This is a genomic window from Winogradskyella sp. 266wxhm (assembly GCF_058964685.1).
The window spans coordinates 1,741,168-1,765,455 of the sequence record NZ_CM179559.1; the positions used below are offsets into that span (position 1 = coordinate 1,741,168).

Genomic DNA, 24,288 nt, shown 5'->3' on the forward strand with positions numbered 1-24,288 from the left:
TATTTAACATCAGATAAATTTTCTGCTGTTAGAAAATTATATACAAAATGAAAGCCCTAATTATATTCTTATGTTTCAGTTTTCAGTTGGTCACTTTCGCTCAGGAAGAGATGAAACACGAAGTCTATTTTGAAACTGACCAATTCGATATTCCTGAAACAGAACACAGTAGACTTTTACTTTTTCTATCTAAAATAGAAAATATGGATATAGAAAAAATATCCATTTATGGTTTTTGTGATGATAGAGGTAGTGATTCTTATAACTTAGTATTATCTCAACAACGTGCAGATGCTATAAGAGAAGTTTTTTCTAATAATGAATTTGATGAGTCTGTAATTACTAATGTTGATGGTAAAGGAAAAATTTTAGTCAACATTATAAAAGAAAGAGATCTTAATAAAATAAGAGGACTAAACCGAAAGGTTGAAATCATTGTAAAACCTTATAATCCTCCAAGAGAAGTTGTAGAGGTAAAACCTCCAAAAGAAACTACAGAAGACAAGCTAAAAGGAGAACTAAAAGAAGGGGATAAAATTCTTTTAGAAAATCTATTATTTAGAACAGGTTACAGTTATCTTACTAAACAATCTAAAGCTGTTTTAGATAAAATTGCTGACATTCTTGTTGAAAGAAAAGATGTTTATTTTAACATAGAAGGCCATGTATGCTGTACAAATGGTGAACGCGATGCCATTGACCGAAAAACTAAAAAAAGAAACCTATCATTGGCTAGAGCAAAAGCTGTATATGATTACTTAGCTGAAAAAGGTGTAAAACGTTACAGAATGAAGTTTGTTGGCCACAGAAGAAAATTTCCTTTAGGTGGTGAACCACAATTTGATAGACGTGTAGAATTAGTTGTTACTCGTGTTTTTGATTCTAAATCTAGTGATTAATTTGGCTTTCTAAGCCAACCAATTATTCTGTTATTTTTAATTTTCCATTTACCTTCATCTTCTGTATAGATTAAATCATAGATTTCTCTAGAATTACTGAATGGTCCTGGGTTTTGTTGAATAATTTCAACTTTTTCACCAACTACCTCAGATATAATTGAAACGTGACCATATTGGTTAAATACCGTTTTAGAATAAACTATTAAATCATCTTTTCTCGGTTTTGATTTACTAGGATTTGAATATTGAAGTAAACTCCTTTTCTTATTAAAATCTCCATCATCTAAACCTAATTCGAAAAAATCTTTTGCATGTCCATAACTATCAGTCATTTTATGATTTAGTTTCTGATAATAATATCTTTTTACAAACTCAACACATTGATATTTTAAACCAATATTGTAACCATCTTCAGATAAATTTCTTTCACTTACATTTCCTACACCTCCATTATAGTAGACAATAACACCATTTAAGCTATCTATTTTTTGTCCAACTACAAAGTTTGGATTTAAGTTGACTCTCTTTGATAGAAAAAATAATATTGTAATTAAGGTAGCTATTCCAAGAAAAACTAAAACTTTATTTCTCATTGTTAATAACCATATTAATATGCGGAATACCATCTTCTAAATAACCTTCACCAACTTCCTTAAAACCTAAATTATTATAAAAACGTTTAAGATAAGTCTGAGCAGAAATTCTTATTTCAGAAGTATTATAATGATCATTAATAGCTTTAATTGAGGCCTTCATAATATCATAACCAAATTTGTGTTGTCGCTCACTTTGCTTTACTACAACTCTACCAATACTAGCTTCTTCAAAGTAATCACCAGATTGAAATATACGTGTGTAAGCCACTAATTTACTGTCTCTGTAACCTAAAATATGTAAAGCCTTTTGGTCCTTTCCATCAATATCTTGATAAACACAATCTTGCTCTACTACAAAAACTTCAGATCGTAATTGTAATAAATCGTAAAGTTCTTTAGTGTTTAACTCATTAAAGGATTTAGTCTTAATTTCTAACATCAGTCTTGGACAATAACTTCTTTAGGATCTTCTTTATTGAATTCTGGTTGAATGGTTACATGATTAATATTAAACTCTTCGTGTAATAGAGCTTCTATTTTTATGGATAACTCATTAAATTCTGTAGTTGAAATATCTTCAGTAAGATCCAAGTGTGCTTCAAGATGAAGTTCATCATCACTGAGATTCCAAATATGAACATGGTGTAATTTACTCACTTTTGGTAGCTTGTTTACTGCTCTTACCACAGCTTTTATATCAATATGCTCTGGAGTGAATAACATCAGCATTTTGGTTGATGTTTTTAATAAATCGTAACCCACCCAAATTAAATACAAAGCTATTAATAAGGTTAATAAACTATCTACCCAAAAAATTTGGTAGTATTTCATGAGTAAACCACCTATTAAAACAGCTACACTTGCTAACATATCTGTTAGTAAATGTAAATATGCCGAACGCATATTTATGTTGTTTTCAGAATCTTTTTTAATGAGTAATACACTAAAACCGTTAGCAAAAATAGCAACTAAAGACAACCATATTACTAAATTAGATTCAATGGTTTGAGGTTCTAAAAAGCGTTCTATAGCTTCTTTAATTAAGATTACAGCAACAATAATAAGTGTAGAGGCATTAACAAAAGCCGCTAAAATTTCGGCACGTTTATAACCAAAAGTTCTATTAATAGAGGCTTTTTGCTTTGTTAATTTTGAAGCAATATAGCTTACAATCAATGATATAACATCACTAAAATTATGAAGCGCATCACTTAACAACGATAAACTTCCAGATACTAATCCACCTACAACTTGAGCTGCAGTTATTACAATGTTAAGAAGTATTGTAATTAAAAGTTTTCTCCCTTTTAAATCTTTATGATCGTGAGCATGGTTATGTGAGTGCGAATGCCCCATAAATTAACAAGATAATGGAATCTTATCTATACGATTTTTGTGACGACCACCTTCAAACTCAGTATTTAAAAATGTATCTACCATTTTCAACGCTTGTGGAATAGAAGTATATCTTGCAGGTATACAGATAATATTAGCATTATTATGCTGTCTTGTTAATTCTGTAATTTCATTCATCCAACAAACACCAGCACGTACATTTTGGTATTTATTAGCTGTCATAGCTACACCGTTTGCACTACCACATATAAGAATTCCAAAATTTACTTTTGCATCATTAACATCCTTTGCAACAGGATGCACAAAGTCTGGATAATCTACACTATCTGTACTATCAGTACCATAATTATTTACTGTATAGCCTTTAGCTTCAAGATGTTTTACAATTTCGAATTTGTAATCTGGTCCTGCGTGATCGTTACCTATTGAGATCGTCATTTTTTGTTGTGTTACAATTGCTGGACAAAGTTACAAATAATTAAAGTCAGTTAATAGCAATGCTCATTACATGTTAATAAGTGTTTACAATTTCTTAAAACTAAAATTAGGATTAATGGATAATTTTTTCAAACGAAAACAGGAATGAAATCTCCTAATTTTTTATGCAGATTTTTGGAGCGATTTTTTCAACAGTGATTCAGTAAAAATCAACAGTGATTCAGTAAAAAAATATAAAATTTTTCTATTAACATTCACTATTAACAGCTGTTAATATCTATTTTAATTTCCTTTAAAATAAAGGGTTTACATGTAAAATTAGTGTTAACTAAACTGTAATAGAATGTAAATTACAAGTTATCAAAGTAAAATTAAAGAAAGTTATACTAACAATTAACAAACAATAATAAACATCATTTTTTTTTAAATTTTAAAAGAAAAGAATGATAGTATATAATATAATTGTGAATAAGTGATTTTTCATTTATTTAACCTTTATTAAACACTATTAAATTTTAATAGTGTAGCTTTGTAATAAACTTAATAACTTCACTTCCACCTTTATTAAGTTATAAATGACAATGTTATTATGAGTTGTCAGACTGAACCTGCAGAAGTCAAAACAAGGAAATCTCGCTATAAAGAGATTATTAGTTACACTCTTAATGACAAATGATAATGAATTTTATTACAAAATTAAATGACAAGAAAGAAAAAAGGAAAATCTAAAAAGAACAAGATTTCCAACCTTACAAATACAATTCTTAGTATTTTAAAAAAAGAAAGAAACAAGACTTTTAACTATAAACAAATTGCTGCTAAACTTGGTGTTAATGATGCTAGTAGCAGAAATCAAATTATAAAGAAATTAGCGCAACTAAAAGCTAAGGGAGACATAGAAGAAGTAGAAAGAGGCAAATTTAAAGCCGTTGTAACTACAGAATATTACACAGGTATTTTAGATTTAAGTTCTAAAGGAAACGGTTATATTATTTCAGATGATTTTGAAGAAGATGTATTTGTAGCCTCTAATAATATAAACAAAGCTCTAGATGGTGATGAAGTAGAATTCTATGCTTACAGAAGAAAACATAGAGGTAAGCAAGAAGGTGAGATTACAAACATTTTAAAACGTGCTAAATCTGAATATGTTGGTACTATCCAAATTCACGATAAAAAGAATTTTGCTTTTGTAGTTGCTGACAGTACAAAAATGTACACTGATATTTTTGTACCTATTAATAAAATTAATAAAGCAGAAGATGGTGATAAAGTTTTAGTTTCTCTAGAAGATTGGCCAGAAAAAGCAGATTCTCCTTATGGAAAAGTAGTTCAGGTTTTAGGTAAACCTGGAGAACACTCAACAGAAATTCATGCTATTTTAGCTGAGTATGGATTACCACACGAGTTTCCTTACGAAGTAGAAAATTATGCTAATAATTTAGATATTTCTATTACTGAAGAAGAAATTACCAAGCGTCGTGATATGCGTAAAGATTTAACCTTTACCATAGATCCTAAAGACGCTAAGGATTTTGATGATGCATTATCCTTTAAAGTTTTAGAAAATGGCTTATACGAGATAGGAATACATATTGCAGATGTATCACATTATGTACAACCAGGAACCATATTAGATGATGAAGCATATGAACGTGCTACATCCATTTATTTGGTAGATCGCGTCGTACCAATGTTGCCAGAACGTTTATCTAATGGAGCGTGTTCGTTACGACCTCATGAAGAAAAATACACGTTTTCTGCAGTCTTTAAGATGAATGATAAATGTGAAATAAAAGACCAATGGTTTGGTAGAACAGTAACCTATTCTGATGCACGCTTTGCTTATGAGGAAGCACAAGCAGTTATTGAAAATAATCCTAAAGTCTCGCTTGGCTCAGTCGAAGCATCTAAGTTAGATACCAAAATTCCAAAAGAAGTATCACTTTCTGGTGAGCAGTATAATACCAAACCTGAAATCGCAGAAGCTATTATGGTTTTAGATCGTTTAGCAAAAAAAATGAGATCGCAACGTATGCGACATGGAGCTATTTCTTTTGATAAAGTTGAGGTGAAATTTAATTTGGATGAAGAAGCTAATCCAATTGGAGTATTCTTTAAAACCAGTAAAGATGCCAATAAACTTATTGAAGAATTTATGCTTTTAGCTAACAAAAAAGTAGCTGAGTTTGTTGGAAAGAAAAACCCTAAAAAGACATTTGTTTACCGTGTTCATGATGAACCAGATGAATCTAAATTAGCGCAGCTTCAAACAGTAGTTTCTCGTTTTGGGCATAAACTTAATTTTAAGGATAGAAATAGTATTGCTTCCTCTTTAAACAACCTTTTAAAAGATGTCGTTGGAAAAAAAGAGCAGAATTTAGTAGATACGCTAACTATCAGAACAATGGCAAAAGCCGAATATACCACGCATAATATTGGACATTACGGTTTAGCTTTTGATTATTACAGTCATTTTACATCGCCAATTCGTCGTTATCCAGATGTTATGGCACATCGTTTATTACAGCAATATTTAGATGGAGGAGATTCTGCTAACGAAGAGATTTACGAAGAAAAATGTAAGCATAGTAGTAATATGGAATATTTAGCTACAAAAGCTGAACGCGATTCTATTAAGTACATGCAAATTCGTTTTATGCAAGATCATGAAGATGAAGAATTTTTAGGTGTTATTTCTGGTGTTACTGATTGGGGAATCTATGTTGAAATTGAAGCCAATAAGTGTGAAGGTATGGTAAGTGTAAGAGATATGAAAGATGATATGTATTACTTTGACCAAGAACATTTTGCTATGATTGGAAAAAATACACATACGATGTATCAATTGGGAGAAGAAGTCATTGTAAAAGTGAAAAGTACGGATTTAGTGAAAAAACATCTCGATTTTTATATGGTTGGTAAAGCTGATAATGAAGAAGAATAAAAACAATTTCACATACTAAATTTAGTTAACCATCTTATATTTGATGTTAAGAAATAATTGAAATTATAAGTTATGATTTTAACCACAACAAATTCCATTGAAGGTTTTAAAATAATAAATTATTTAGGCATTGTAACTGGTGTCGCTATGAATGAAACTAAACTCTCCATGGGTTTTAGTGTTTCAAAATATTATAAATCTGTAAGTGATAGTGTAGATATTACCAAGGAAAAAGCATTTCAGAAATTACAAGAAAATGCCTTAAAATTAGAAGCTAACGCCATTGTTGGTATAAAAGTTGAAATAGAATTAGCAAACAATAATTATGCTATGGTTTCGGTAACCGGAACCGCAGTTAAAGTTGTAGAATAAGATGAAAACCACTACAAAAGCCAATCTGTACGTTTTCGGTATTTTTTTCGTTACGTATATGGTTGTTAGATTTTTAATTCAATATATGTTTCCAAGTATCAATAACTATGTTTTGGTAATGATTTCAGCTGTATTAACAGTACTATTATCACCTCAAAGACGAGTTGTTAGAAAGCGCTCTGGAGATGAAATTCAACTAAAATGGTTATTTAGTAAAAAGGTAATAACTTTAAAATAAAGACTATGAAACATTTCTTATATATGCTGTTTTTTACAATCACTGTAACTGCTTCAGCACAAGACACTATTGAAAAATCATTAGGTGAATTTTCCACTGTAAAAGTGTTCGATTTAATCAATCTTAAAATGATTAAATCTGACGAAAATAAAGCGGTAATATCTGGTGATAATAAAAATGATGTTGAGCTAATTAACAAAAATGGACTACTCAAAATAAGAATGAATATTGAAGAGAGTTATGATGGTAATGATACAGTAGTCATATTATATTACACAAGCATAGATATCATTGATGCTAATGAAGGAGCAAAAGTAGAAGTGCAAGACACTATCTCTCAGTATGAAATTGATTTAAAAGCACAAGAAGGAGCTGAAATAGATGCTGATATAAAAACGACTTACGCTAATTTTAGAGCAGTAACAGGAGGTATAATTAATGTTTCAGGTACATCCAAAAATCAAGATGTTTCTGTAAATACTGGTGGAGAATTTGATGGAAGAGAGTTAGTGACTTCTAGAGCAGAAGCTAGTGTTAAAGCAGGTGGTGAAGTATACATCCATGCTACAGAATATGTTGAAGCAAAAATTAAAGTTGGTGGTAATATTTACATTTATGGTAACCCTAAAGAAATTGATGAAAGCAAGGTATTAGGAGGAACTATTAAACGTATGTAATATTTTCCTGTTAGTTTTCATACATTTGTGTAAACCGCAAGATTTACATGTTTGAAGACATCATAAGAGCCATTCCATTTGGTATTATTTTAGCCTTTACTATTGGTCCCGTTTTTTTTGTACTCCTCGAAACTAGTGCTACCAAAGGGTTTACAAGTGCTATTATATTTGATTTAGGTGTTATTTTAGCAGATATTGTTTTTATTGCTTTAGCCTTTTTTAGTACCAATAAGCTTGTAGAAAAGATTAAGGACGATCCTAATTTCTTAATTTTTGGTGGTGTTTTGCTAGTGGTTTATGGCATTATTTCTTTTATAAAAACATCTAAATCCTTCAGATCCATTGTAAGGGAACATCATAGAATAGAACTTGTTAGAAAAAACTACGGTAAGTTATTTATCAAAGGATTTTTACTCAATTTTATTAATATTGGTGTGCTTTTAGGTTGGTTAGGATTTATTGTTATTGGTACATCTTTAACCAGTTCAGATAATGGTGTTGTTATTTTTATAGCAACAATGTTAGTTACGTATTTCCTTGTAGATTTAATAAAAATTGCTGCTGCTAAACGCTTAAAAAATAAGTTAACACCGCGTCGTATTTTCAAAACAAAAAAGATTATTGCTCTTGTAATTTTAGGTTTTGGTGTGTTACTTCTGGTACAAGGTTTATTTCCTGATGAAAAAAAGCTTTTAAAAGATAAATTTGAGCAGATTAATCCTTTAGATTAGATAACATAGTGGAAGAAAATAAAACTAAAAAATTCAGTTTATTACTTAGGTTTTGTTTCTCATTACTCATTATTGGTTCACTATTTAAAATTATGCATTGGCCCTATGGAAACATATTAGTTTTATATCCAATAGTAGGTATTTTGGTGATGTATTCGTTAAGATTTATTCTTAAGGACAAAAAAGTAAGATTAGATTACCTCAAATTATTTTTAGTAATCACATGGTGTATAAATTATATATCTTCAGGTTTACATTTATTTTATCTACCTGAATTTACATCTTATATTCCATTAGTTCTTTTTGCTTGGTGGTTTATTGAAGAAGGAATTACTTATTTTACTTCAAAAAGTATAAAAGGTGGTAAAATTTCAAAAGTGATATACTACACTTTTGTGTCAATAATTGTAATTTTTATTTTACTTGGTCTATTACTAAGAATTCATCATTGGCCTTACGGTTCTCTCATACTTACTTTAGGCATGTTGATGGCTTCTTTTTTTGTGGTGATAGATTATTTTTTAAGAGAAAATAAAAAACCCTCAACAAAAGTTGAAGGTTTCTCTAGAGGCGTCTAGCGGATTCGAACCGCTGTACAAGGTTTTGCAGACCTCTACCTAGCCACTCGGTCAAGACGCCATTTTTAATAGGACAGCAAATATAAAAATTATATGCGTTTCTACACTATCCCAATTTGTTTTTTCGCCGTTCAGTTAGTTTTATCGTTACCATTTCAACATCACCACCAATAGGAGGGTTGATTTTACTCACAGAAACAGTAGCTTTAGTCACTAATTTATCTTCGTTAAAAATACGTGTTAATATGCGCTGAGCAACAGTTTCAAGAAGTTTAGAAGGCTTAAACATTTCTTCTCGTACGACTTTGTTTAAGAAAACATAATCTACAGTATCTTTTAATTCATCAGTTTCAGCAGAAGTTTTAAGATCAGCTTTTACTTCTAAATCTACACGGTAATCACTACCAATAGCCGTTTCTTCTTTTAAACAACCATGATGAGCAAATACACGGATATTTTCAACTTTAATTGTTCCCATGATGCAAAGATAAACCTTCTGTCATTCCTACGAAGGCAGGAATCTTTAATTTGTAAAAAAGTCAAAAATATTACTCATAGCACTGGTTTTAGCCTTAAAAAACTCAGTATAAGTACATTTTTTGCAAGTTACAGAGGTAAACTTTTTGTTTTGAACATCAAAGATTTTTGAGAAGGTTCCGCCTGTTGCTCTCATTTCATCAAGTTCATAAGTTGTATTATCACATTTTGGACATTTGTAATTCATTCTATTTAAGTTTTTTTAGTTCATTCTATAAGTACGTAATAATGTTTTAATGTTACAAATTATGTAATTTTGCACTTTAATTTTTTGCAATGTCTGAAGAAACAAAATCACTCAATTTTATTGAGCATATTATAGAAGAAGATTTATCTAATGGTTTAGAAAAAGATAAGCTACGCTTTCGTTTTCCGCCAGAACCAAACGGCTATTTACACATTGGTCATACCAAAGCTATTGGTATTAGTTTTGGCTTAGGACTAAAGTACAATGCGCCTGTTAACCTTAGATTTGACGATACTAATCCAGCAAAAGAAGAGCAAGAATACGTAGATGCTATTAAAAAAGATGTGGCTTGGTTAGGTTACCAATGGGAAAACGAACTGTATTCTTCAGATTATTTTCAGCAGTTATACGATTGGGCTGTACAATTGATTAAAGACGGAAAGGCGTATGTAGATAGTCAATCCTCTGAAGCGATGGCAGAACAAAAAGGAACACCAACACAACCTGGTGTAGATGGTCCTTATCGTAACCGATCTGTAGAAGAAAATTTAGACCTTTTTGAACGCATGAAAAATGGCGAATTCAACGAAGGTGAACATATTTTACGTGCAAAAATAGACATGCAACATCCTAATATGTTAATGCGAGATCCTATTATGTATCGTATTTTAAAGAAACATCATCACCGTACAGCAAACGATTGGTGCATTTATCCAATGTACGATTGGACGCATGGCGAAAGTGATTATATCGAGCAAATTAGTCACAGTTTATGTTCTTTAGAATTTAAACCTCATAGAGAGCTTTACGATTGGTTTAAAGAGCAAGTTTATGACTATTCTAAGGAAACCTATCCAATGCAGCCAAAACAGCGCGAATTTGCCCGTTTAAATCTGTCTTACACCATTATGAGTAAACGTAAGTTGCTTAAATTGGTAGAAGAGAAGGTCGTTTCTGGTTGGGACGATCCGCGTATGCCAACAATTTCTGGGTTACGTCGTAGAGGTTATACACCAAATTCGATTAGACAATTTATAGAAAAAGTAGGTGTTGCAAAGCGTGAAAACGTCATTGATGTGGCACTTTTAGAATTTTGTGTTCGTGAGGATTTAAATAAAACTGCACCACGTGTTATGGCGGTTTTAGATCCTTTAAAAGTGGTAATTACTAACTATCCAGATGATAAAGAAGAATGGTTAGAAGCAGAAAATAATCCAGAAGACGATAGTGCTGGATCTAGAAAAGTGCCTTTTTCAAAAGAAATTTATATCGAAAAAGAAGACTTTAAAGAAGAAGCTGGAAGCAAGTTTTTTAGATTGAAATTAGGTGGAGAAGTACGTTTAAAAAATGCCTATATCATCAAAGCTGAAAGCGTTGTAAAAGATGCTGAAGGCAATATTACCGAAGTACATTGTACCTATGATACAGATACCTCTAAAAAAGTAAAAGGAACGCTACATTGGGTTTCTATAAAACATGCTGTAAAAGCTGAAGTTAGAGAATATGATAGATTGTTTATGGACGAAGCGCCAGACAGTCATGATGGTAAAGATTTTATGGAATTTTTAAATCCAAATTCTTTAAACATCATCAATGCTTTTGTTGAGCCAAGTTTAAAAGAAGCTAAAGTAGGAGAGCAGTTTCAGTTTCAACGTTTAGGGTATTTTAATGTGGATGACGATTCTAAATCGGGCGCCTTAGTATTTAATAAAACCGTTGGTTTACGTGATAGTTGGGCAAAACAAGCACCAAAACAAAACCAGAATCAGCCTCAAAAGCAAACCAATAATCGTCCTGCAATAGAGCAAATTAAGTCTTTTGGTAAAAAGTACGATAGAATGCCAGACGATGCCAGAGCAAAAGCAAAAGCAGAGATTTTAGAATTAGCTAAAGACGTATCTTATGAAGATGTAGAGCCACTTTTTAATACTTCGGTTAAGAAAAGCGGTACACGTATTATCACTATGATTGCGCTAGGTGTTTTACTTAAAAATGGCTTAGAAAAAAATGAAGCGATTAATGAGTTTATCAACAAAGCGTTAGAAGATAGAAATAAGTTATTGGTTGAAGAAGCCTCAAAATTGTAATTTAACAATTCATTGAGAGGGATTTTTTAGGTTATTCATTAACTTTTTGCCTAAATGCGAAAATATTATGGATAACACACAAAAAATACTTACAGAAATTTCAACGGTAACTAGAGATATTGAAGACAATTATCCTGAACTTCAAAAATATCTAGATGAAACAAGAAGCACACTTCCCGAAGGAGCTAATGATTCAGCTAAATTGGATGAAGAAGATTTAAAAAATTATCTAGATCAATTGAAGGAAATGATTGAGAAGTACAAAGAAAACTAAACATAAAAAAGCCTCGAAAAATTACTTCGAGGCTTTTTTTTATTAGTCTACTATCGGTTCGACTTCGGTTTCATCATCTTTTAATTCTAAAGCCGTTTCAAAGCCAGGTAAAAGTTGATCAGCGACAGCTTCATTTTTTAATTGCTTTGCTTCAATAAACCACCAATGTTTACCTTCATCGTTATAGATACCAACAAGATAGCTTTTAGTTTTTATACGCTGTCCAGGCATTACCATTTGCCCATAGCTTTCAACAACGCATCGGTATTGATTTTGTTCTTTAACAACATCAGAAACACCAATGACTTCATGCTTTTCAAATTTAAAACCTTGAGATGTCATACCCTCAAAAGTTGAAGTTAGTATTTCTTTAGCTGCTTCTTTACCTCCCATCATTTCTAAAGCTTTTGGTAAAGTATACTTTAATACCGTATCAAAATCATAGGCTAGGGTAGCTTTAGAAATCGTTTTAGCGTCTTTTAAAGCATCTTCTTTATTCTGTGAAAAGACATTCACAGTTGTTGCTAAAAATAGTATTAGAAGTAGGTTTCTGAGTTTATTCATTATCTTTCTTTTTGTTTTTTGCTTCTTTCATAGCTTCACCTATTTGGTTACTTGCCGTAAAGCTAGCTACCATTTCGTTAAGCATATTGCTACCAGCTTGTGGTGCGTTTGGTAAAAGTATTAAGTTACTATTAGTTTCTTCACCTAATGATTGAAGCGTGTCATAATGTTGTGTTACAACAATTAGGGCAGAAGCTTCTTGTGAATTAATACCAACACGATTCAAAACTTCTACAGATTCTTCTAAACCTCTTGCAATTTCACGTCTTTGATCAGCAATACCTTGACCTTGTAAACGTTTACTTTCAGCTTCAGCCTTGGCTTTTTCAACAATTAAAATACGTTGCGCATCGCCTTCAAACTGAGCAGCTATTTTTTCACGTTCAGAAGCGTTAATACGGTTCATTGCCGCTTTTACTTGTGCGTCAGGATCAATGTCTGTAACTAAGGTTTTAATGATATCAAAACCATAGTCTAGCATCGCATCATTTAATTCAGCTTTTACAGCTAATGCAATATCATCTTTCTTAACAAAAACGTCATCTAATTTCATCTTAGGCACTTCAGCACGTACCACATCAAATACGTAAGATGTAATTTGTTCATGCGGATAGTCTAGTTTGTAGAAAGCATCATAAACCTTCTGACTGATAACTCTATACTGAACAGAAACTTTTAAACGCACAAAAACATCATCCAAGGTTTTGGTTTCTATAATAACATCTAACTGTTGAATTTTTAAACTCAAACGACCTGCGATACGATCTACTAAAGGAATTTTTAATCTTAAACCCGATTGTGCTATATATTGAAAACGCCCAAAACGCTCTACAACTGCTGCAGTTTGTTGCTTTACAATAAAGAAAGATGAAATTAAAATAACGAGTCCAAAAAATACAATTGGAATTAAGAAAATCGGAAAATCCATAAATAAATATTTAGGTAATGGTTAGAAATAAATGTTCGTACTAATTTAAACTATATTTGTTTGTAATTCATCTGAATAATCATGAAAAAACTCAAATACATCTTATTAGTAGTCATTTGTATAGGTTTTGTTACAAAAATGAATGCTCAAAGACGCTATAAAATTGAAAATACCATTGGTCTTCAAGGTGGTATCACGCAATTTGATATTATTACTGATAATTTTGAAACAAAGCAGGGCACAGGCTACATTGGTGGATTAACAGCAGCTGTAGATATACCTCATAAATGGTATAACCTAAGTTATAACATTCAATTTGCTGAAAACACAGTTGAAATTAGTTCTAGTCCGTCAGGAACTTTAGGATCTGAAGAGTTTATAGAATATAAAGTGATGATGGCTCAGATTTCCTTTTTAGGTCATTTGAAATTAATTAAAAAGTATCTCACTATTGATGCTGGCCCAATGGTACAGTACAATAGCAAACTAAAACTTGATGATGAATCAAAAGAAGATAACATCATAACAGGTTACGATAATCTTTCCGCTAAGGATATTAAAGATATTTCAAGATTTAATATCAATGGACTTGTTGGCCTTTCAGCAGGCACAAATCATTTTAGAGTAAGAGCACATTACATTTATGGCTTTTTAAATACTTTAAATAAACTTAATGATAACAACTTTAATCTAAACAATGGTGATAGATTTGAAGGTAACCAATCTATGTTTGTATTCTCCTTATTGGTTTCGTTTTGATTAACGAGTTTACTGTAAATGAAAAAAGCGTGATTATATTTTAATTATAATCACGTTTTTTTATTATCTAATTAAATTTTTAAATTGTCTTCACTAAAGCGGCAATACGCTTAACAGTTTCTGTTTTACCAATCATATACATAATATCAAACACATCTGGCCCTTGTAAAGCTCCAACCAAAGCTAAACGCAATGGCATCATTACTTTTCCAAAACCAATTCCATTATCAGTGATCCAACCTTTTATGTTTGTTTGAAGATTTTCTACGGTGTAATCTTCAGTGTTATTCACTAATTCTACAACTTTTTTAAGAAGGTCTTCAGTATCTTCTTTTATAGCTTTTTTAGAGGCTTTTTCGTCATAGTCTGTTGGTGACACAAAGAAGAAATGACTTAGCTCCCAAAAATCACTTACAAATGTTGCACGCTCTTTAATTAACCCAACCACCAAAGCAATGTAGTTCACATCAATATCTTTCAACAAGATATTTTTAGTTTGAAATTCTTCAGCAAGATCCAAATCTAACTGCTGTTGCATGTAGTGATGGTTAAACCACTTGGTTTTATCAGGATCAAAACGCGCTCCAGCCTTATTAACTTTAGAAAGATCAAACGCAGCAACTAATTCCTCTAAACTGAAAATTTCTTGCTCAGTACCAGGATTCCAGCCTAAAAAGGCCAAGAAATTAACAACAGCTTCAGCAAAATAGCCATCTTCTTTATAACCTCTAGAAACCTCGTTGTTTTTTGGGTCAGTCCAAGCTAATGGAAATACAGGAAAACCTAATTTATCACCATCACGCTTACTTAATTTTCCTTTTCCTGTTGGTTTTAATATTAGAGGTAAATGCGCAAATTCTGGAGCTTCCCAACCAAAAGCATCATATAATAATTTGTGTAATGCTAAAGAAGGTAACCATTCTTCACCACGAATTACGTGTGTAATTTCCATTAAATGGTCATCCACAATATTAGCGAGATGATAGGTTGGCATACCATCGCTTTTAAACAAAATCTTGTCATCAAGAATGTTAGTATCGATAGAAATATCGCCACGAATAATATCCTTTAAGTGTAAAGTTTCATCTTGCGGAGATTTAAAACGGACCACATAATCTTCACCAGCATTAATCTTTGCTTGGGTTTCTTCTTCAGAAAGTACCAAAGAATTTACCAAACGTCCTTTTTCACGATTGTGCCAGTTATAAATAAAAGTTTTGCCTTCCGCTTCGTGTTGTTTTCTATGTGCATCAAGTTCTTCAGAAGTATCAAAAGCGTAATAGGCTTTACCTTCAGCAATCAATTGATCTGCATATTGTTTGTACAAATGCTTACGTTCGCTTTGTCTGTAAGGACCAAATTTTTCGTTTTTACCTGGGCCTTCATCAAACGGAATGCCACACCAGTTTAAGGATTTTACAATATAATCTTCTGCACCTTCTACATAACGGTTTTGGTCTGTATCTTCTATACGTAACACAAAATCACCATTGTGTTTTTTGGCAAATAAATAATTGAATAAAGCAGTTCTTACACCACCAATATGTAAAGGTCCTGTTGGACTAGGCGCAAAGCGCACACGTACTTTTTTTGACATTTCTCTATTTTTATAACTGAACTGTCACACTGAGCTTGTCGAAGTGTTATTTCAGAATCTTGTGCAAAGATAATCTGATATGATTTGCTAGCAAAGAAAATAGATTATTCAGTAGTTTTATAAAAAAAAGAAATATGGAAAAAGAAGGCAAAGTATCTATTTGGGTTGGGAAATTTAATAGTGAAGAAGCATTAAAGGAATATGTTCAAGAGGTTTTTGATGAAGAAGGAGATTCAACTTCTTCATTTATGAATGACTTCAATATTGATTATATAGATCCACAATTTCAAGAGGTAGATTTTAATGATCAGAATAACGATTTATTTCAAAAAATTAATGGATTTTCCTATGCTGAATCTTTTATTAATCAGTTACCTATTTTAAGCGAAGGAATAAATTCTGTGATATGTCTTTACAATTTTCAATTTAATAATGGAATTCGCAAATCTGAAGTTTTAAAATATATAGGAACTTATGATTACACAATAGAGTAATGTTTATAAGTAACAGTCTTTAGTTTTAACAATAATAACTAGCCATTAACAGAATCTTATCACTTTTCAATAATTCCGTATAAAATAAAATTGTAGTTTAGTCTGTTAGATTAGTATATGAGCAATTTTGAAACCATAAAACATAAGTTAGAGCAATTTATTAAACGCTACTATACCAATGAGTTGCTTAAAGGAGTAATCTTGTTTTTTGCTATAGGATTATTATATCTTTTAATAACCTTGTTTGTAGAATATGTGTTGTGGCTTAATCCGACGGCAAGAACCATACTTTTTTGGGTGTTTATTGCAGTAGAGGTAGGGCTTTTTGTAAAATTTATAGCCATTCCTTTGGCACATCTATTTAAAATAAGAAAGGGAATAGGTTATGATACCGCTTCAAAATTAATAGGAAATCATTTTCCTGAGGTAAATGACAAGTTGCTTAATGTTCTTCAACTCAACCAAAATCCGCATCAATCCGATTTATTGATTGCTAGTATTGAGCAAAAATCGCAAGAATTGCAACCTATTCCGTTTAAGTCGGCTATCAATTTTAAATCCAATACCAAGTATCTTAAATATGCGGCTATTCCTGTTGTGATTATTGTTTTATCATATCTTACAGGTAAAATCAACTGGTTTAGTGATAGTTACGAGCGTGTTGTAAATTATAAAACAGCTTACGAACCTCAAGCTCCATTTCAATTTTTTGTGGTTAACGAATCCTTACAAGCTATTGAAAATAAGGATTTTAAACTTAATGTTTCAACAGTTGGTGAGGTTATTCCAGAGAATGCGCAAATAGAATTCAATGGTCAAACGTACTTTTTACAACAAGTGGCACCAGGTGAGTTTCAGTATACATTTAGCATTCCTAAAACATCTATCGAATTTACTTTAGAAGCCAATGGTGTGGTTTCAAAAACGTATAAACTGAATGTGGTTAATACACCAAATTTGGTGAATTTTGAAATGGTGCTAGATTATCCTGTACACACTAAAAAACAAGATGAGGTTTTAAAAAGTACAGGTTCGGCTGTGATACCAGAAGGCACTAATGTAACATGGAGAGCCAAGACAAAATCAACGACTGCAGTACATATCTATGCAGAAGACACTTTGAATTTTAAGCCTAGTGATAATGGTGATTTTGAAGCTTCAAAACGATTATATAAAAACTATAATTATAGCATAAGCACTAGTAATAAGGATTTACGTGATTATGAAAATTTGGCTTATAATATCAATGTTGTAAAAGACGTCTATCCAGAGTTAAATATTAAAGTTCAAAAGGATTCTTTAGACAATCAAACACTTTATTTCTACGGACAAGCTAATGATGATTATGGATTAACAAAATTGAATTTAGTCTATTATCCTTCCGATGATGATTCTAAAAAAGTGGTTGAGCCAATTAGTATTTCCAAATCTAATTTTGCTGAATTTGTCAGTGCGTTTCCAAACCAATTCAATTTAGAGGAAGGAGTAAGTTATCAATTGTATTTTGAAGTTTTTGATAATGATGCCATTCATAATTATAAACGTACCAAGAGTAGCATTTTCAGTTATAGAAAATTAACAAAGGACGAAGAGGAGCAGAAACAATTAAATGAGCAGAATGAAACTATAAAAGATATAGGAAAGACTTTTGAAAAGTTAGATGAGCAAGACAAAAAGCTAGAAGAGTTTTCTAAAACCCAAAAGGAAAAGCAGGAGCTTAATTTCAATGATAAAAAGAAGTTTGAAGATTTTCTTAAGCGTCAGAAGCAACAAGAACAGTTGATGAAGAACTTCAACAAGAAACTCCAAGAAAATCTTGAAGAATTTCAGGAAGAAAAGAAGGATAAAGATGAGTTCAAAGAAGACCTAAAAGAACGCTTAAAGGAAAATGAAGAACAACTCAAAAAAGACGAAAAACTTTTAGAGGAGTTGGAGCAGTTGAAGGATAAAATTAATAAAGAAGAGTTCACCCAAAAACTAGAAGAATTAGCGAAACAGAATAAAAACAAGAAACGTAGTATGCAACAACTTTTAGAGTTGACTAAGCGTTTCTACGTGATGAAAAAAACAGAAAAAATAGCTAATCAACTTCAACAGTTGTCTGAAGAGCAAAAAGAATTATCAGAAAAAAGCAAAGAAGAAAACAATAAACAAGCTCAAGAAAAGCTTAATAAAAAGTTTGAAGATTTACAGAAAGATTTAGATGAACTAAAACAAGATGATAGACAACTTCAGAAGCCAACAGATGTGCCTAGAGATGAGTTTTTGGAAGATGAGATAGAGTTTGATCAAAAGGAAGCTAAAGATGCTTTAGAAGAGAAAGAAAACAGTAAAGAAGACTCAAAAGAATCAGAACAGCAACAACAGAAGGCTCAAGATAGACAAAAGAAGGCAGCAAAGAAAATGATGCAAATGAGTGAAATGATGATGCAGTCTATGTCTGGTGGAGGAGGTGGAGGAGATCAAACGGCTGAAGATGTAGAAATGCTTCGCAAGATACTTGAGAACCTATTATTGTATTCTTTCGACCAAGAAGCACTTATGAATACTTTTGATGGCATAGACATCAATAACAATAAGTATGGAAAATATATCATTCAACAGAGCAATCTCAGAGAACATTTTGAGCATATAGATGATAGCTTATTTGCTTTGTCTCTAAGACAGCCAAAGATTTCAGAACAAGTCAATACGCAAATAACAGATGTATATTTCAATATTGATAAAGCTTTAGGTCAGTTTACAGAGAATCGTATTTATCAAGGTGTGTCGTCTCAACAATATGCTATTACTGCTACTAATGAATTAGCGAGTTTCTTGAGTGATGTTTTAGATAATATGGAAATGCAAATGAATCCATCCATGGGTTCTGGTGGTGGCCAAGGTCAACAACTTCCAGATATTATAATGAGTCAAGAAGAGCTTAACAAGCAAATGGAAGAAGGAGTCAAGAAAAATCAGGATGGGAGTAAAGAAGGTGAAGGTGAAAAACCTGGAGAACAAGGCAAAGAAGGTGAACAGGGAAAAGGTGAAGAATCTGGTAAGCAAGGTCAGGAAGGACAGCAAGGTCAACAAGGAGAAAGTGGTCAAAGTGGTGAAAATGGACAAAGCGGTGATCAACAAGGTAAGAGTGGACAGAATGGAAAAAATGGTCAACAGAATGGTGAAGGAAACCAAAATGGTGAAGGAGGAGAACAAGGTAAACAAGGTAAAGAAGGTAAGAATGGTAAATCTGGTAATGGTGGCAACGGAAATTCTGATGGTGATGGAGAAGAAAATGATGGTTACGGTGAAGGTGGAAGAGAAGAACAAAACGCTGAGCTTTTTAAAATTTACCAAAGACAACAACAGTTGCGTCAAGCATTAGAAGATAGGTTGTCTAATGATGGCACTATTCAATCTGCTGGTGAATTGATAAAGCAAATGGAAGATATAGAATTGGATCTATTGAATTCAGGTTTCACCAATCAAACACTTCAAAAGATGATGAATTTACAACATCAACTTTTAAAATTAGAAAACGCAACCTTTATGCAAGGACAAGATACCAAGCGTAAATCTGAAACCAATACTAAAGATTTCAATGACAATAATGCCAATCAAATTAACACTGCAAAAGAATACTTCAACACTACTGAAATCTTAAATCGCCAAGCACTACCTTTGCAAAATCATTTTAAGAAAAAGATTCAAGAGTATTTCAAAAGCAATGATTAGTTTTAATTACGAAACCGATTTTAAACTAGAGAATGAAACCAAGATTTTAGAGTGGATTTCTAAAGCCATCAATTCAGAAAATTGTAAAGAAGGAGAATTGAATTACATCTTCTGTTCCGATGATTATTTACATAAAATCAATGTCGATTTTCTAAATCACGACACGTTAACAGACATCATCAGCTTTGATTATTCAGTAGGAAAAGAACTACACGGTGATATTTACATTTCAGTAGAACGTGTAGAAGATAATGCCAAAGATTTTGATGTGACTTTTGAAGATGAATTGGCACGAGTAATGATTCACGGGATTCTACATTATTGTGGATATAAAGACAAGAGTGAAGAAGATGCTAAGCTGATGCGTTCTAAGGAAGACTACTATTTGAGTACGCGTTCTTAGTCTTGTGTTTTCGATGTATCTTTGCACGTTTAAATTTAATGAAATTCTAATTGTTCCACGTGGAACATTAAAAATATTCAACAATGTTTAATGAAGTTTACGATGTAATTGTAGTTGGTGCAGGTCACGCAGGAAGTGAAGCTGCTGCTGCTGCTGCCAATATGGGAAGTAAGACGTTGTTAATTACAATGAACCTTCAAAATATTGCACAGATGTCTTGTAATCCTGCAATGGGTGGAATTGCAAAAGGTCAAATTGTGCGAGAAATTGATGCGCTTGGTGGTTACAGCGGAATTGTATCCGACACCTCTGCAATTCAATTCAAGATGCTTAATAAATCTAAAGGACCTGCAATGTGGAGTCCTAGAGTTCAATCCGACAGAATGCGTTTTGCTGAGGACTGGAGGTTGTTGTTGGAGCAAACACCGAATCTCGATTTCTATCAAGAAATGGTGTCTGGTTTAATTATAGAAAATCACAAAATAGTTGGTGTAAAAACTTCTTTAGGAATAGAAGTAAAAGCCAAAACTGTTGTGCTTACAAATGGTACTTTTTTAAATGGTTTAATTCATATCGGTGACAAAAACTTTGGTGGAGGTAGAGCAGGAGAAAGAGCTGCTACAGGAATCACAGAAGACCTTATTAAACTTGGTTTCGATTCTGGGAGAATGAAAACAGGAACGCCACCAAGAGTAGATGGCAGGTCCTTAGATTATTCTAAAATGATTGAACAACCTGGTGATGAAAATCCAGAGAAGTTTTCATATTTAGATATTACAAAACCTTTGACTGAACAACGTTCTTGTCATATGACTTACACAAGTCCAGAAGTGCACGATTTACTTCGAGAAGGGTTTGATAGGTCGCCAATGTTTAATGGTAGAATTAAAAGTGTTGGACCTCGTTATTGTCCATCAATAGAAGATAAGATTAATCGTTTTGCTGATAAGGACAGACATCAATTATTTGTAGAGCCAGAAGGTTGGAATACAGTTGAAGTTTATGTGAATGGCTTCTCAACATCCTTACCAGAAGATGTTCAGTTTAATGCTTTGCGTTCTGTAGCCGGTTTTGAAAATGTGAAGTTTTTTAGACCTGGTTATGCGATAGAATACGACTATTTTCCACCTACACAATTAAAGCATACTTTGGAAACAAAGTTGGTTGAGGGTTTATATTTTGCTGGTCAGATTAACGGAACAACAGGTTATGAAGAAGCAGCGTCTCAAGGGTTAATTGCAGGTATAAATGCGAGCTTAAAAGTACAAGAGCGCGATCCATTTACCTTAAAAAGAGATGAAGCTTATATCGGTGTTTTAATAGATGATCTAATTACAAAAGGTACAGAAGAGCCTTATCGTATGTTTACATCTCGTGCAGAATATAGAACGCTTTTAAGGCAAGATAATGCAGATTTTAGATTAACACCTAAGGGATACGAACTTGGTTTAGCCTCTGAAAAGCGATTAAAACGAATGGAAGAGAAGCAATCAAAAGCTTCAAATTTCGTTCAGTTTTTTAAGGATACCAGTGTAACGCCAGATGAAATAAATCCGATTTTAGAATCAAAAGATTCTGCTAAAGTGAAGCAGCAAGACAAGATGTTTAAGTTGTATGCGAGACCAAATATCACGATTGAAGATATGCAAAAAGTAGCTTCAGTAGATGCTTATATTTCTGAGAACAATTTAGATTCTGAAATTATAGAGCAAACCGAAATTCAGGTTAAATATGCTGGTTATATTGAAAAGGAAAAGAATAATGCAGATAAGTTAAACCGTCTTGAAAATGTAAAAATTCCATCTAACTTTGATTACTCTAAACTGAAATCTATGAGTATGGAAGCAAGACAAAAGTTAACCGAAATTCAGCCAGTAACCATTTCGCAAGCATCAAGAATTAGTGGAGTATCGCCTAATGATATTTCAGTTTTATTGGTGTATTTGGGTAGATAAAATTCCTGCAAAAGCAGGAGTCTCAAAAATTAAAACATATATGTTCCACGTGGAACGTTCAAGTTAGCATTAGTGAATAAAGAAGCAGTTTGTTGTTTTTGTGGAAAATCAGTACTCGTTAAAGAGGCTATAAGCCTTTCCGTTAAAGATAATATTGACGCAGTAGAAGAGCAAGGTTTTCTTTGTCACAGAAAGTGTTTGAAATCTAAATTAGATAAAAGAATTGCTAATTATCTTTTTATTGATTTATAATTAAATAAAACAGCGTTAAGTGTTTTTTTTGCTTGCTGTCATTCCTGCGAAGGCAGGAATCTAAAACTGATTTAGTGTTAAAAGAAAAACCAACATATCTAACCGTAAAAGACCATTCCATTTCTGGAGAGGAATTTCAATTATTGCATAATGAGACATTGGATCTGTTGGAAACATTTCCACAACCTCAAGGCGAAAAACTTTCAGAATATTACAAAAGCGAAGACTACATTTCTCACACAGACGCCAAGCGAAATCTGTTTGAAAAAGTGTATCATTTAGTCAGAACGATTTCTTTAAAACGAAAATTGAAACTGATTAATTCATTTCAATCTGAAGAAAAAACACTTTTAGATGTTGGATGTGGTACAGGCGATTTTTTAGAAATCGCAAAAAACAATAGTTGGATTGTTGTTGGAGTAGAACCAAACGAACAAGCAAGAGCGATTGCAAATTCTAAAACAAACAATTCGGTTTTCGATATACAACATTTAGAAACTTTAAAAGAGAACAGTTTCGATGTTATTACACTTTGGCATGTTTTAGAACATTTACCAGATTTAGAAATGCACGTTAAGCTTTTTAAGCATTTATTAAAACCAAACGGAACTTTGGTAATTGCAGTTCCAAACTTTAAAAGTTATGATGCGCAATATTATAAAAACTTTTGGGCGGCTTATGATGTGCCGAGACATCTTTGGCATTTTTCAAAAACATCGATTGAAAAATTGTTTCACGAGGAACAATTAAAATTGGTAAAAATCTTACCAATGAAATTTGATGCTTACTATGTGAGTCTACTTTCAGAAAAATACAAATCTGGTTTTATGAATCCCATTAAAGCTTTTTGGATAGGATGGCGTTCAAATCTCAAAGGAAATCGTACAAAGGAGTATTCTTCCCATATTTATGTCCTAAAATCTAAAAATAATTAGAATTAGGTAATCTGTGTCTTGCATCTCTTGTTGAACAAGGTAATTGGGTTGCTAAAATTATAAAAGCGCTTAAAACGCCTTATTTGAGCTTGTTTTTTATAGATTTTTAAAATAATAGATAGATCTAACTATAAGATTTATTTATATATAAAAAATAATGAAAATCACAGGTTAACTTTTTTACATTTGCAAAAAACAATAATAGATTAATATCATGAAAAAAATAGTTGTTGCTTTAGTAACCTTAGCGATTTTTACATCTTGCCAAAAACAAGATAAAATAGCTTTTGTAGATAATGCAAAAGTTGTAAAGGAGTTTAACAAGAAAAAGAATTTTGAAGCTAAGTTTCAAACTAAAATAGATGCTTTCAATAAAAAAGCAGATAGTTTAGATAAAGCAATCCAAATGGAGGCTCAAGCTTTTCAAACTAGAGCCCAAAAAATGAATCAATCTAAAGCCGAGCAAGAATATCAAGCTCTGGTTCAGAAAAAGCAGATGCAAGATTACCAATTAGGTAACGAAGAAAAATTGCTTAAAGCAGAAGGACAGAAAGAAATAGATACTTTAGTTAAACAAGTTAAAGCTTTTGTAAAGGATTACGGAAAAAAGAACGGATACACTTTTATTCTTGGTGCTAATGAAGCAGGAAGCGTAATGTACGGAGCAGAAGATAAAGACATAACTGATGCTGTGATTAAGGCTTTAAATGGAGATAGTAAAGAAGTAGAAGAAAGCAAAGAAAAAGAATAAACTTTCGACTAAAGAA

General features: G+C 32.0%; 26 protein-coding genes and 1 tRNA gene. 17 read left to right on the top strand and 10 right to left on the bottom strand.

Translation table 11 applies throughout. From position 1 onward, the window contains the following. The first annotated feature begins 47 nt into the window (after window positions 1-47). Complete coding sequence (locus tag AC2H4K_RS07560; protein WP_281140757.1) at window positions 48-899, top strand: OmpA family protein; 852 nt, start codon at window positions 48-50, stop codon at window positions 897-899. On the opposite strand, the gene AC2H4K_RS07565 is transcribed toward AC2H4K_RS07560, so the two are convergent. Genes AC2H4K_RS07565 through rpiB form a run of 4 tightly spaced genes read right to left on the bottom strand, consistent with a single transcriptional unit; the run spans window position 896 to window position 3,289 of the window. Then, on the bottom strand, window positions 896-1,492 hold the full coding sequence (locus AC2H4K_RS07565; protein ID WP_493743009.1) for a CHAP domain-containing protein: 597 nt from the start codon (window positions 1,490-1,492) through the stop codon (window positions 896-898). The two genes, AC2H4K_RS07560 and AC2H4K_RS07565, sit on opposite strands and share 4 nt — an antisense overlap. Further along, on the bottom strand, window positions 1,482-1,934 hold the full coding sequence (locus tag AC2H4K_RS07570) for a GNAT family N-acetyltransferase (protein ID WP_493743010.1): 453 nt from the start codon (window positions 1,932-1,934) through the stop codon (window positions 1,482-1,484). Before AC2H4K_RS07570 ends, AC2H4K_RS07565 begins: the two co-directional genes overlap by 11 nt. Next, window positions 1,934-2,851, bottom strand: a complete 918-nt coding sequence (locus tag AC2H4K_RS07575; protein ID WP_281140754.1) for a cation diffusion facilitator family transporter — start codon at window positions 2,849-2,851, stop codon at window positions 1,934-1,936. Before AC2H4K_RS07575 ends, AC2H4K_RS07570 begins: the two co-directional genes overlap by 1 nt. A 3-nt stretch (window positions 2,852-2,854) precedes the next feature. Beyond that, a complete protein-coding gene (rpiB, locus tag AC2H4K_RS07580) occupies window positions 2,855-3,289 on the bottom strand; it encodes a ribose 5-phosphate isomerase B (protein WP_493743011.1) in 435 nt (144 codons plus the stop codon). Window positions 3,290-3,989: 700 nt separating this feature from the next. Here rpiB and rnr point away from each other — a divergent pair. From rnr to AC2H4K_RS07610, 6 genes are all read left to right on the top strand, one after another. After that, entirely contained in the window at window positions 3,990-6,236 is a 2,247-nt protein-coding gene (rnr, locus tag AC2H4K_RS07585) for a ribonuclease R (RefSeq protein ID WP_281140752.1), read from the top strand. Window positions 6,237-6,308: 72 nt separating this feature from the next. Next, window positions 6,309-6,608: a YbjQ family protein gene (locus AC2H4K_RS07590; RefSeq protein ID WP_281140751.1), complete on the top strand. Its 300-nt coding sequence runs from the start codon at window positions 6,309-6,311 to the stop codon at window positions 6,606-6,608. Window position 6,609: 1 nt separating this feature from the next. Continuing rightward, the gene (locus tag AC2H4K_RS07595) at window positions 6,610-6,846 is read left to right on the top strand and encodes a hypothetical protein (protein WP_281140750.1); all 237 of its coding nucleotides are present in this window, start codon (window positions 6,610-6,612) and stop codon (window positions 6,844-6,846) included. Window positions 6,847-6,851: 5 nt separating this feature from the next. After that, window positions 6,852-7,523, top strand: a complete 672-nt coding sequence (locus AC2H4K_RS07600) for a head GIN domain-containing protein (protein WP_281140749.1) — start codon at window positions 6,852-6,854, stop codon at window positions 7,521-7,523. A gap of 47 nt (window positions 7,524-7,570) precedes the next feature. Beyond that, complete coding sequence (locus tag AC2H4K_RS07605; protein WP_281140748.1) at window positions 7,571-8,254, top strand: LysE family translocator; 684 nt, start codon at window positions 7,571-7,573, stop codon at window positions 8,252-8,254. Between the two features lie 92 nt (window positions 8,255-8,346). Continuing rightward, window positions 8,347-8,832: a hypothetical protein gene (locus AC2H4K_RS07610; RefSeq protein ID WP_281140747.1), complete on the top strand. Its 486-nt coding sequence runs from the start codon at window positions 8,347-8,349 to the stop codon at window positions 8,830-8,832. Here AC2H4K_RS07610 and AC2H4K_RS07615 read toward each other — a convergent pair. From AC2H4K_RS07615 to AC2H4K_RS07625, 3 genes are all read right to left on the bottom strand, one after another. Next, window positions 8,823-8,893: transfer RNA gene (locus tag AC2H4K_RS07615), tRNA-Cys, on the bottom strand. The two genes, AC2H4K_RS07610 and AC2H4K_RS07615, sit on opposite strands and share 10 nt — an antisense overlap. Window positions 8,894-8,938: 45 nt before the next feature. Beyond that, window positions 8,939-9,310: a dihydroneopterin aldolase gene (gene folB / locus AC2H4K_RS07620; RefSeq protein ID WP_281140746.1), complete on the bottom strand. Its 372-nt coding sequence runs from the start codon at window positions 9,308-9,310 to the stop codon at window positions 8,939-8,941. Window positions 9,311-9,355: 45 nt separating this feature from the next. Beyond that, window positions 9,356-9,556 (bottom strand): zinc ribbon domain-containing protein, encoded by a 201-nt coding sequence (locus AC2H4K_RS07625; RefSeq protein ID WP_281140745.1) that lies wholly within the window; start codon window positions 9,554-9,556, stop codon window positions 9,356-9,358. A gap of 89 nt (window positions 9,557-9,645) precedes the next feature. On the opposite strand from AC2H4K_RS07625, the gene AC2H4K_RS07630 reads away from it, so the two are divergent. Further along, window positions 9,646-11,643, top strand: a complete 1,998-nt coding sequence (locus tag AC2H4K_RS07630) for a glutamine--tRNA ligase/YqeY domain fusion protein (protein ID WP_281140744.1) — start codon at window positions 9,646-9,648, stop codon at window positions 11,641-11,643. Between the two features lie 67 nt (window positions 11,644-11,710). Continuing rightward, window positions 11,711-11,917: a hypothetical protein gene (locus tag AC2H4K_RS07635; RefSeq protein ID WP_281140743.1), complete on the top strand. Its 207-nt coding sequence runs from the start codon at window positions 11,711-11,713 to the stop codon at window positions 11,915-11,917. 42 nt (window positions 11,918-11,959) lie between these two features. On the opposite strand, the gene AC2H4K_RS07640 is transcribed toward AC2H4K_RS07635, so the two are convergent. Beyond that, window positions 11,960-12,481 (bottom strand): hypothetical protein, encoded by a 522-nt coding sequence (locus tag AC2H4K_RS07640; protein WP_281140742.1) that lies wholly within the window; start codon window positions 12,479-12,481, stop codon window positions 11,960-11,962. Next, the gene (locus AC2H4K_RS07645; RefSeq protein WP_281140741.1) at window positions 12,474-13,409 is read right to left on the bottom strand and encodes an SPFH domain-containing protein; all 936 of its coding nucleotides are present in this window, start codon (window positions 13,407-13,409) and stop codon (window positions 12,474-12,476) included. The genes AC2H4K_RS07640 and AC2H4K_RS07645 overlap by 8 nt, the downstream gene beginning before the upstream one ends. An 81-nt stretch (window positions 13,410-13,490) precedes the next feature. Between AC2H4K_RS07645 and AC2H4K_RS07650 the strand changes: the two genes are divergently transcribed. Beyond that, window positions 13,491-14,168: a hypothetical protein gene (locus AC2H4K_RS07650; protein WP_281140740.1), complete on the top strand. Its 678-nt coding sequence runs from the start codon at window positions 13,491-13,493 to the stop codon at window positions 14,166-14,168. A gap of 79 nt (window positions 14,169-14,247) precedes the next feature. On the opposite strand, the gene gltX is transcribed toward AC2H4K_RS07650, so the two are convergent. Beyond that, complete coding sequence (gltX, locus tag AC2H4K_RS07655; RefSeq protein WP_493743012.1) at window positions 14,248-15,765, bottom strand: glutamate--tRNA ligase; 1,518 nt, start codon at window positions 15,763-15,765, stop codon at window positions 14,248-14,250. Window positions 15,766-15,899: 134 nt separating this feature from the next. On the opposite strand from gltX, the gene AC2H4K_RS07660 reads away from it, so the two are divergent. The 7 genes from AC2H4K_RS07660 to AC2H4K_RS07690 all read left to right on the top strand — a co-directional run bounded on the left by AC2H4K_RS07660 (window position 15,900) and on the right by AC2H4K_RS07690 (window position 24,272). Next, on the top strand, window positions 15,900-16,259 hold the full coding sequence (locus tag AC2H4K_RS07660) for an immunity 22 family protein (protein ID WP_281140738.1): 360 nt from the start codon (window positions 15,900-15,902) through the stop codon (window positions 16,257-16,259). A 117-nt stretch (window positions 16,260-16,376) separates the two neighbouring features. Next, the gene (locus tag AC2H4K_RS07665; protein WP_493743013.1) at window positions 16,377-19,976 is read left to right on the top strand and encodes a hypothetical protein; all 3,600 of its coding nucleotides are present in this window, start codon (window positions 16,377-16,379) and stop codon (window positions 19,974-19,976) included. Continuing rightward, a complete protein-coding gene (ybeY, locus tag AC2H4K_RS07670) occupies window positions 19,969-20,379 on the top strand; it encodes an rRNA maturation RNase YbeY (RefSeq protein WP_331809007.1) in 411 nt (136 codons plus the stop codon). Before AC2H4K_RS07665 ends, ybeY begins: the two co-directional genes overlap by 8 nt. 83 nt (window positions 20,380-20,462) lie before the next feature. Further along, a complete protein-coding gene (gene mnmG, locus AC2H4K_RS07675; protein WP_331809008.1) occupies window positions 20,463-22,334 on the top strand; it encodes a tRNA uridine-5-carboxymethylaminomethyl(34) synthesis enzyme MnmG in 1,872 nt (623 codons plus the stop codon). A 72-nt stretch (window positions 22,335-22,406) separates the two neighbouring features. Next, a complete protein-coding gene (locus AC2H4K_RS07680; protein ID WP_331809009.1) occupies window positions 22,407-22,586 on the top strand; it encodes a hypothetical protein in 180 nt (59 codons plus the stop codon). Between the two features lie 74 nt (window positions 22,587-22,660). Next, entirely contained in the window at window positions 22,661-23,521 is an 861-nt protein-coding gene (locus AC2H4K_RS07685; protein ID WP_331809010.1) for a class I SAM-dependent methyltransferase, read from the top strand. 214 nt (window positions 23,522-23,735) lie between these two features. Continuing rightward, entirely contained in the window at window positions 23,736-24,272 is a 537-nt protein-coding gene (locus AC2H4K_RS07690) for an OmpH/Skp family outer membrane protein (protein WP_331809011.1), read from the top strand. Window positions 24,273-24,288: the final 16 nt, after the last annotated feature.

Excerpts from the sequence above, each read along its gene's own strand:
- AC2H4K_RS07560 (WP_281140757.1), top strand. The coding sequence starts at position 48 with ATGAAAGCCCTAATTATATTCTTATGTTTCAGTTTTCAGTTGGTCACT.
- AC2H4K_RS07565 (WP_493743009.1), bottom strand. The coding sequence starts at position 1,492 with ATGAGAAATAAAGTTTTAGTTTTTCTTGGAATAGCTACCTTAATTACA.
- AC2H4K_RS07570 (WP_493743010.1), bottom strand. The coding sequence starts at position 1,934 with ATGTTAGAAATTAAGACTAAATCCTTTAATGAGTTAAACACTAAAGAA.
- AC2H4K_RS07575 (WP_281140754.1), bottom strand. The coding sequence starts at position 2,851 with ATGGGGCATTCGCACTCACATAACCATGCTCACGATCATAAAGATTTA.
- rpiB (WP_493743011.1), bottom strand. The coding sequence starts at position 3,289 with ATGACGATCTCAATAGGTAACGATCACGCAGGACCAGATTACAAATTC.
- rnr (WP_281140752.1), top strand. The coding sequence starts at position 3,990 with ATGACAAGAAAGAAAAAAGGAAAATCTAAAAAGAACAAGATTTCCAAC.
- AC2H4K_RS07590 (WP_281140751.1), top strand. The coding sequence starts at position 6,309 with ATGATTTTAACCACAACAAATTCCATTGAAGGTTTTAAAATAATAAAT.
- AC2H4K_RS07595 (WP_281140750.1), top strand. The coding sequence starts at position 6,610 with ATGAAAACCACTACAAAAGCCAATCTGTACGTTTTCGGTATTTTTTTC.
- AC2H4K_RS07600 (WP_281140749.1), top strand. The coding sequence starts at position 6,852 with ATGAAACATTTCTTATATATGCTGTTTTTTACAATCACTGTAACTGCT.
- AC2H4K_RS07605 (WP_281140748.1), top strand. The coding sequence starts at position 7,571 with ATGTTTGAAGACATCATAAGAGCCATTCCATTTGGTATTATTTTAGCC.
- AC2H4K_RS07610 (WP_281140747.1), top strand. The coding sequence starts at position 8,347 with ATGCATTGGCCCTATGGAAACATATTAGTTTTATATCCAATAGTAGGT.
- folB (WP_281140746.1), bottom strand. The coding sequence starts at position 9,310 with ATGGGAACAATTAAAGTTGAAAATATCCGTGTATTTGCTCATCATGGT.
- AC2H4K_RS07625 (WP_281140745.1), bottom strand. The coding sequence starts at position 9,556 with ATGAATTACAAATGTCCAAAATGTGATAATACAACTTATGAACTTGAT.
- AC2H4K_RS07630 (WP_281140744.1), top strand. The coding sequence starts at position 9,646 with ATGTCTGAAGAAACAAAATCACTCAATTTTATTGAGCATATTATAGAA.
- AC2H4K_RS07635 (WP_281140743.1), top strand. The coding sequence starts at position 11,711 with ATGGATAACACACAAAAAATACTTACAGAAATTTCAACGGTAACTAGA.
- AC2H4K_RS07640 (WP_281140742.1), bottom strand. The coding sequence starts at position 12,481 with ATGAATAAACTCAGAAACCTACTTCTAATACTATTTTTAGCAACAACT.
- AC2H4K_RS07645 (WP_281140741.1), bottom strand. The coding sequence starts at position 13,409 with ATGGATTTTCCGATTTTCTTAATTCCAATTGTATTTTTTGGACTCGTT.
- AC2H4K_RS07650 (WP_281140740.1), top strand. The coding sequence starts at position 13,491 with ATGAAAAAACTCAAATACATCTTATTAGTAGTCATTTGTATAGGTTTT.
- gltX (WP_493743012.1), bottom strand. The coding sequence starts at position 15,765 with ATGTCAAAAAAAGTACGTGTGCGCTTTGCGCCTAGTCCAACAGGACCT.
- AC2H4K_RS07660 (WP_281140738.1), top strand. The coding sequence starts at position 15,900 with ATGGAAAAAGAAGGCAAAGTATCTATTTGGGTTGGGAAATTTAATAGT.
- AC2H4K_RS07665 (WP_493743013.1), top strand. The coding sequence starts at position 16,377 with ATGAGCAATTTTGAAACCATAAAACATAAGTTAGAGCAATTTATTAAA.
- ybeY (WP_331809007.1), top strand. The coding sequence starts at position 19,969 with ATGATTAGTTTTAATTACGAAACCGATTTTAAACTAGAGAATGAAACC.
- mnmG (WP_331809008.1), top strand. The coding sequence starts at position 20,463 with ATGTTTAATGAAGTTTACGATGTAATTGTAGTTGGTGCAGGTCACGCA.
- AC2H4K_RS07690 (WP_331809011.1), top strand. The coding sequence starts at position 23,736 with ATGAAAAAAATAGTTGTTGCTTTAGTAACCTTAGCGATTTTTACATCT.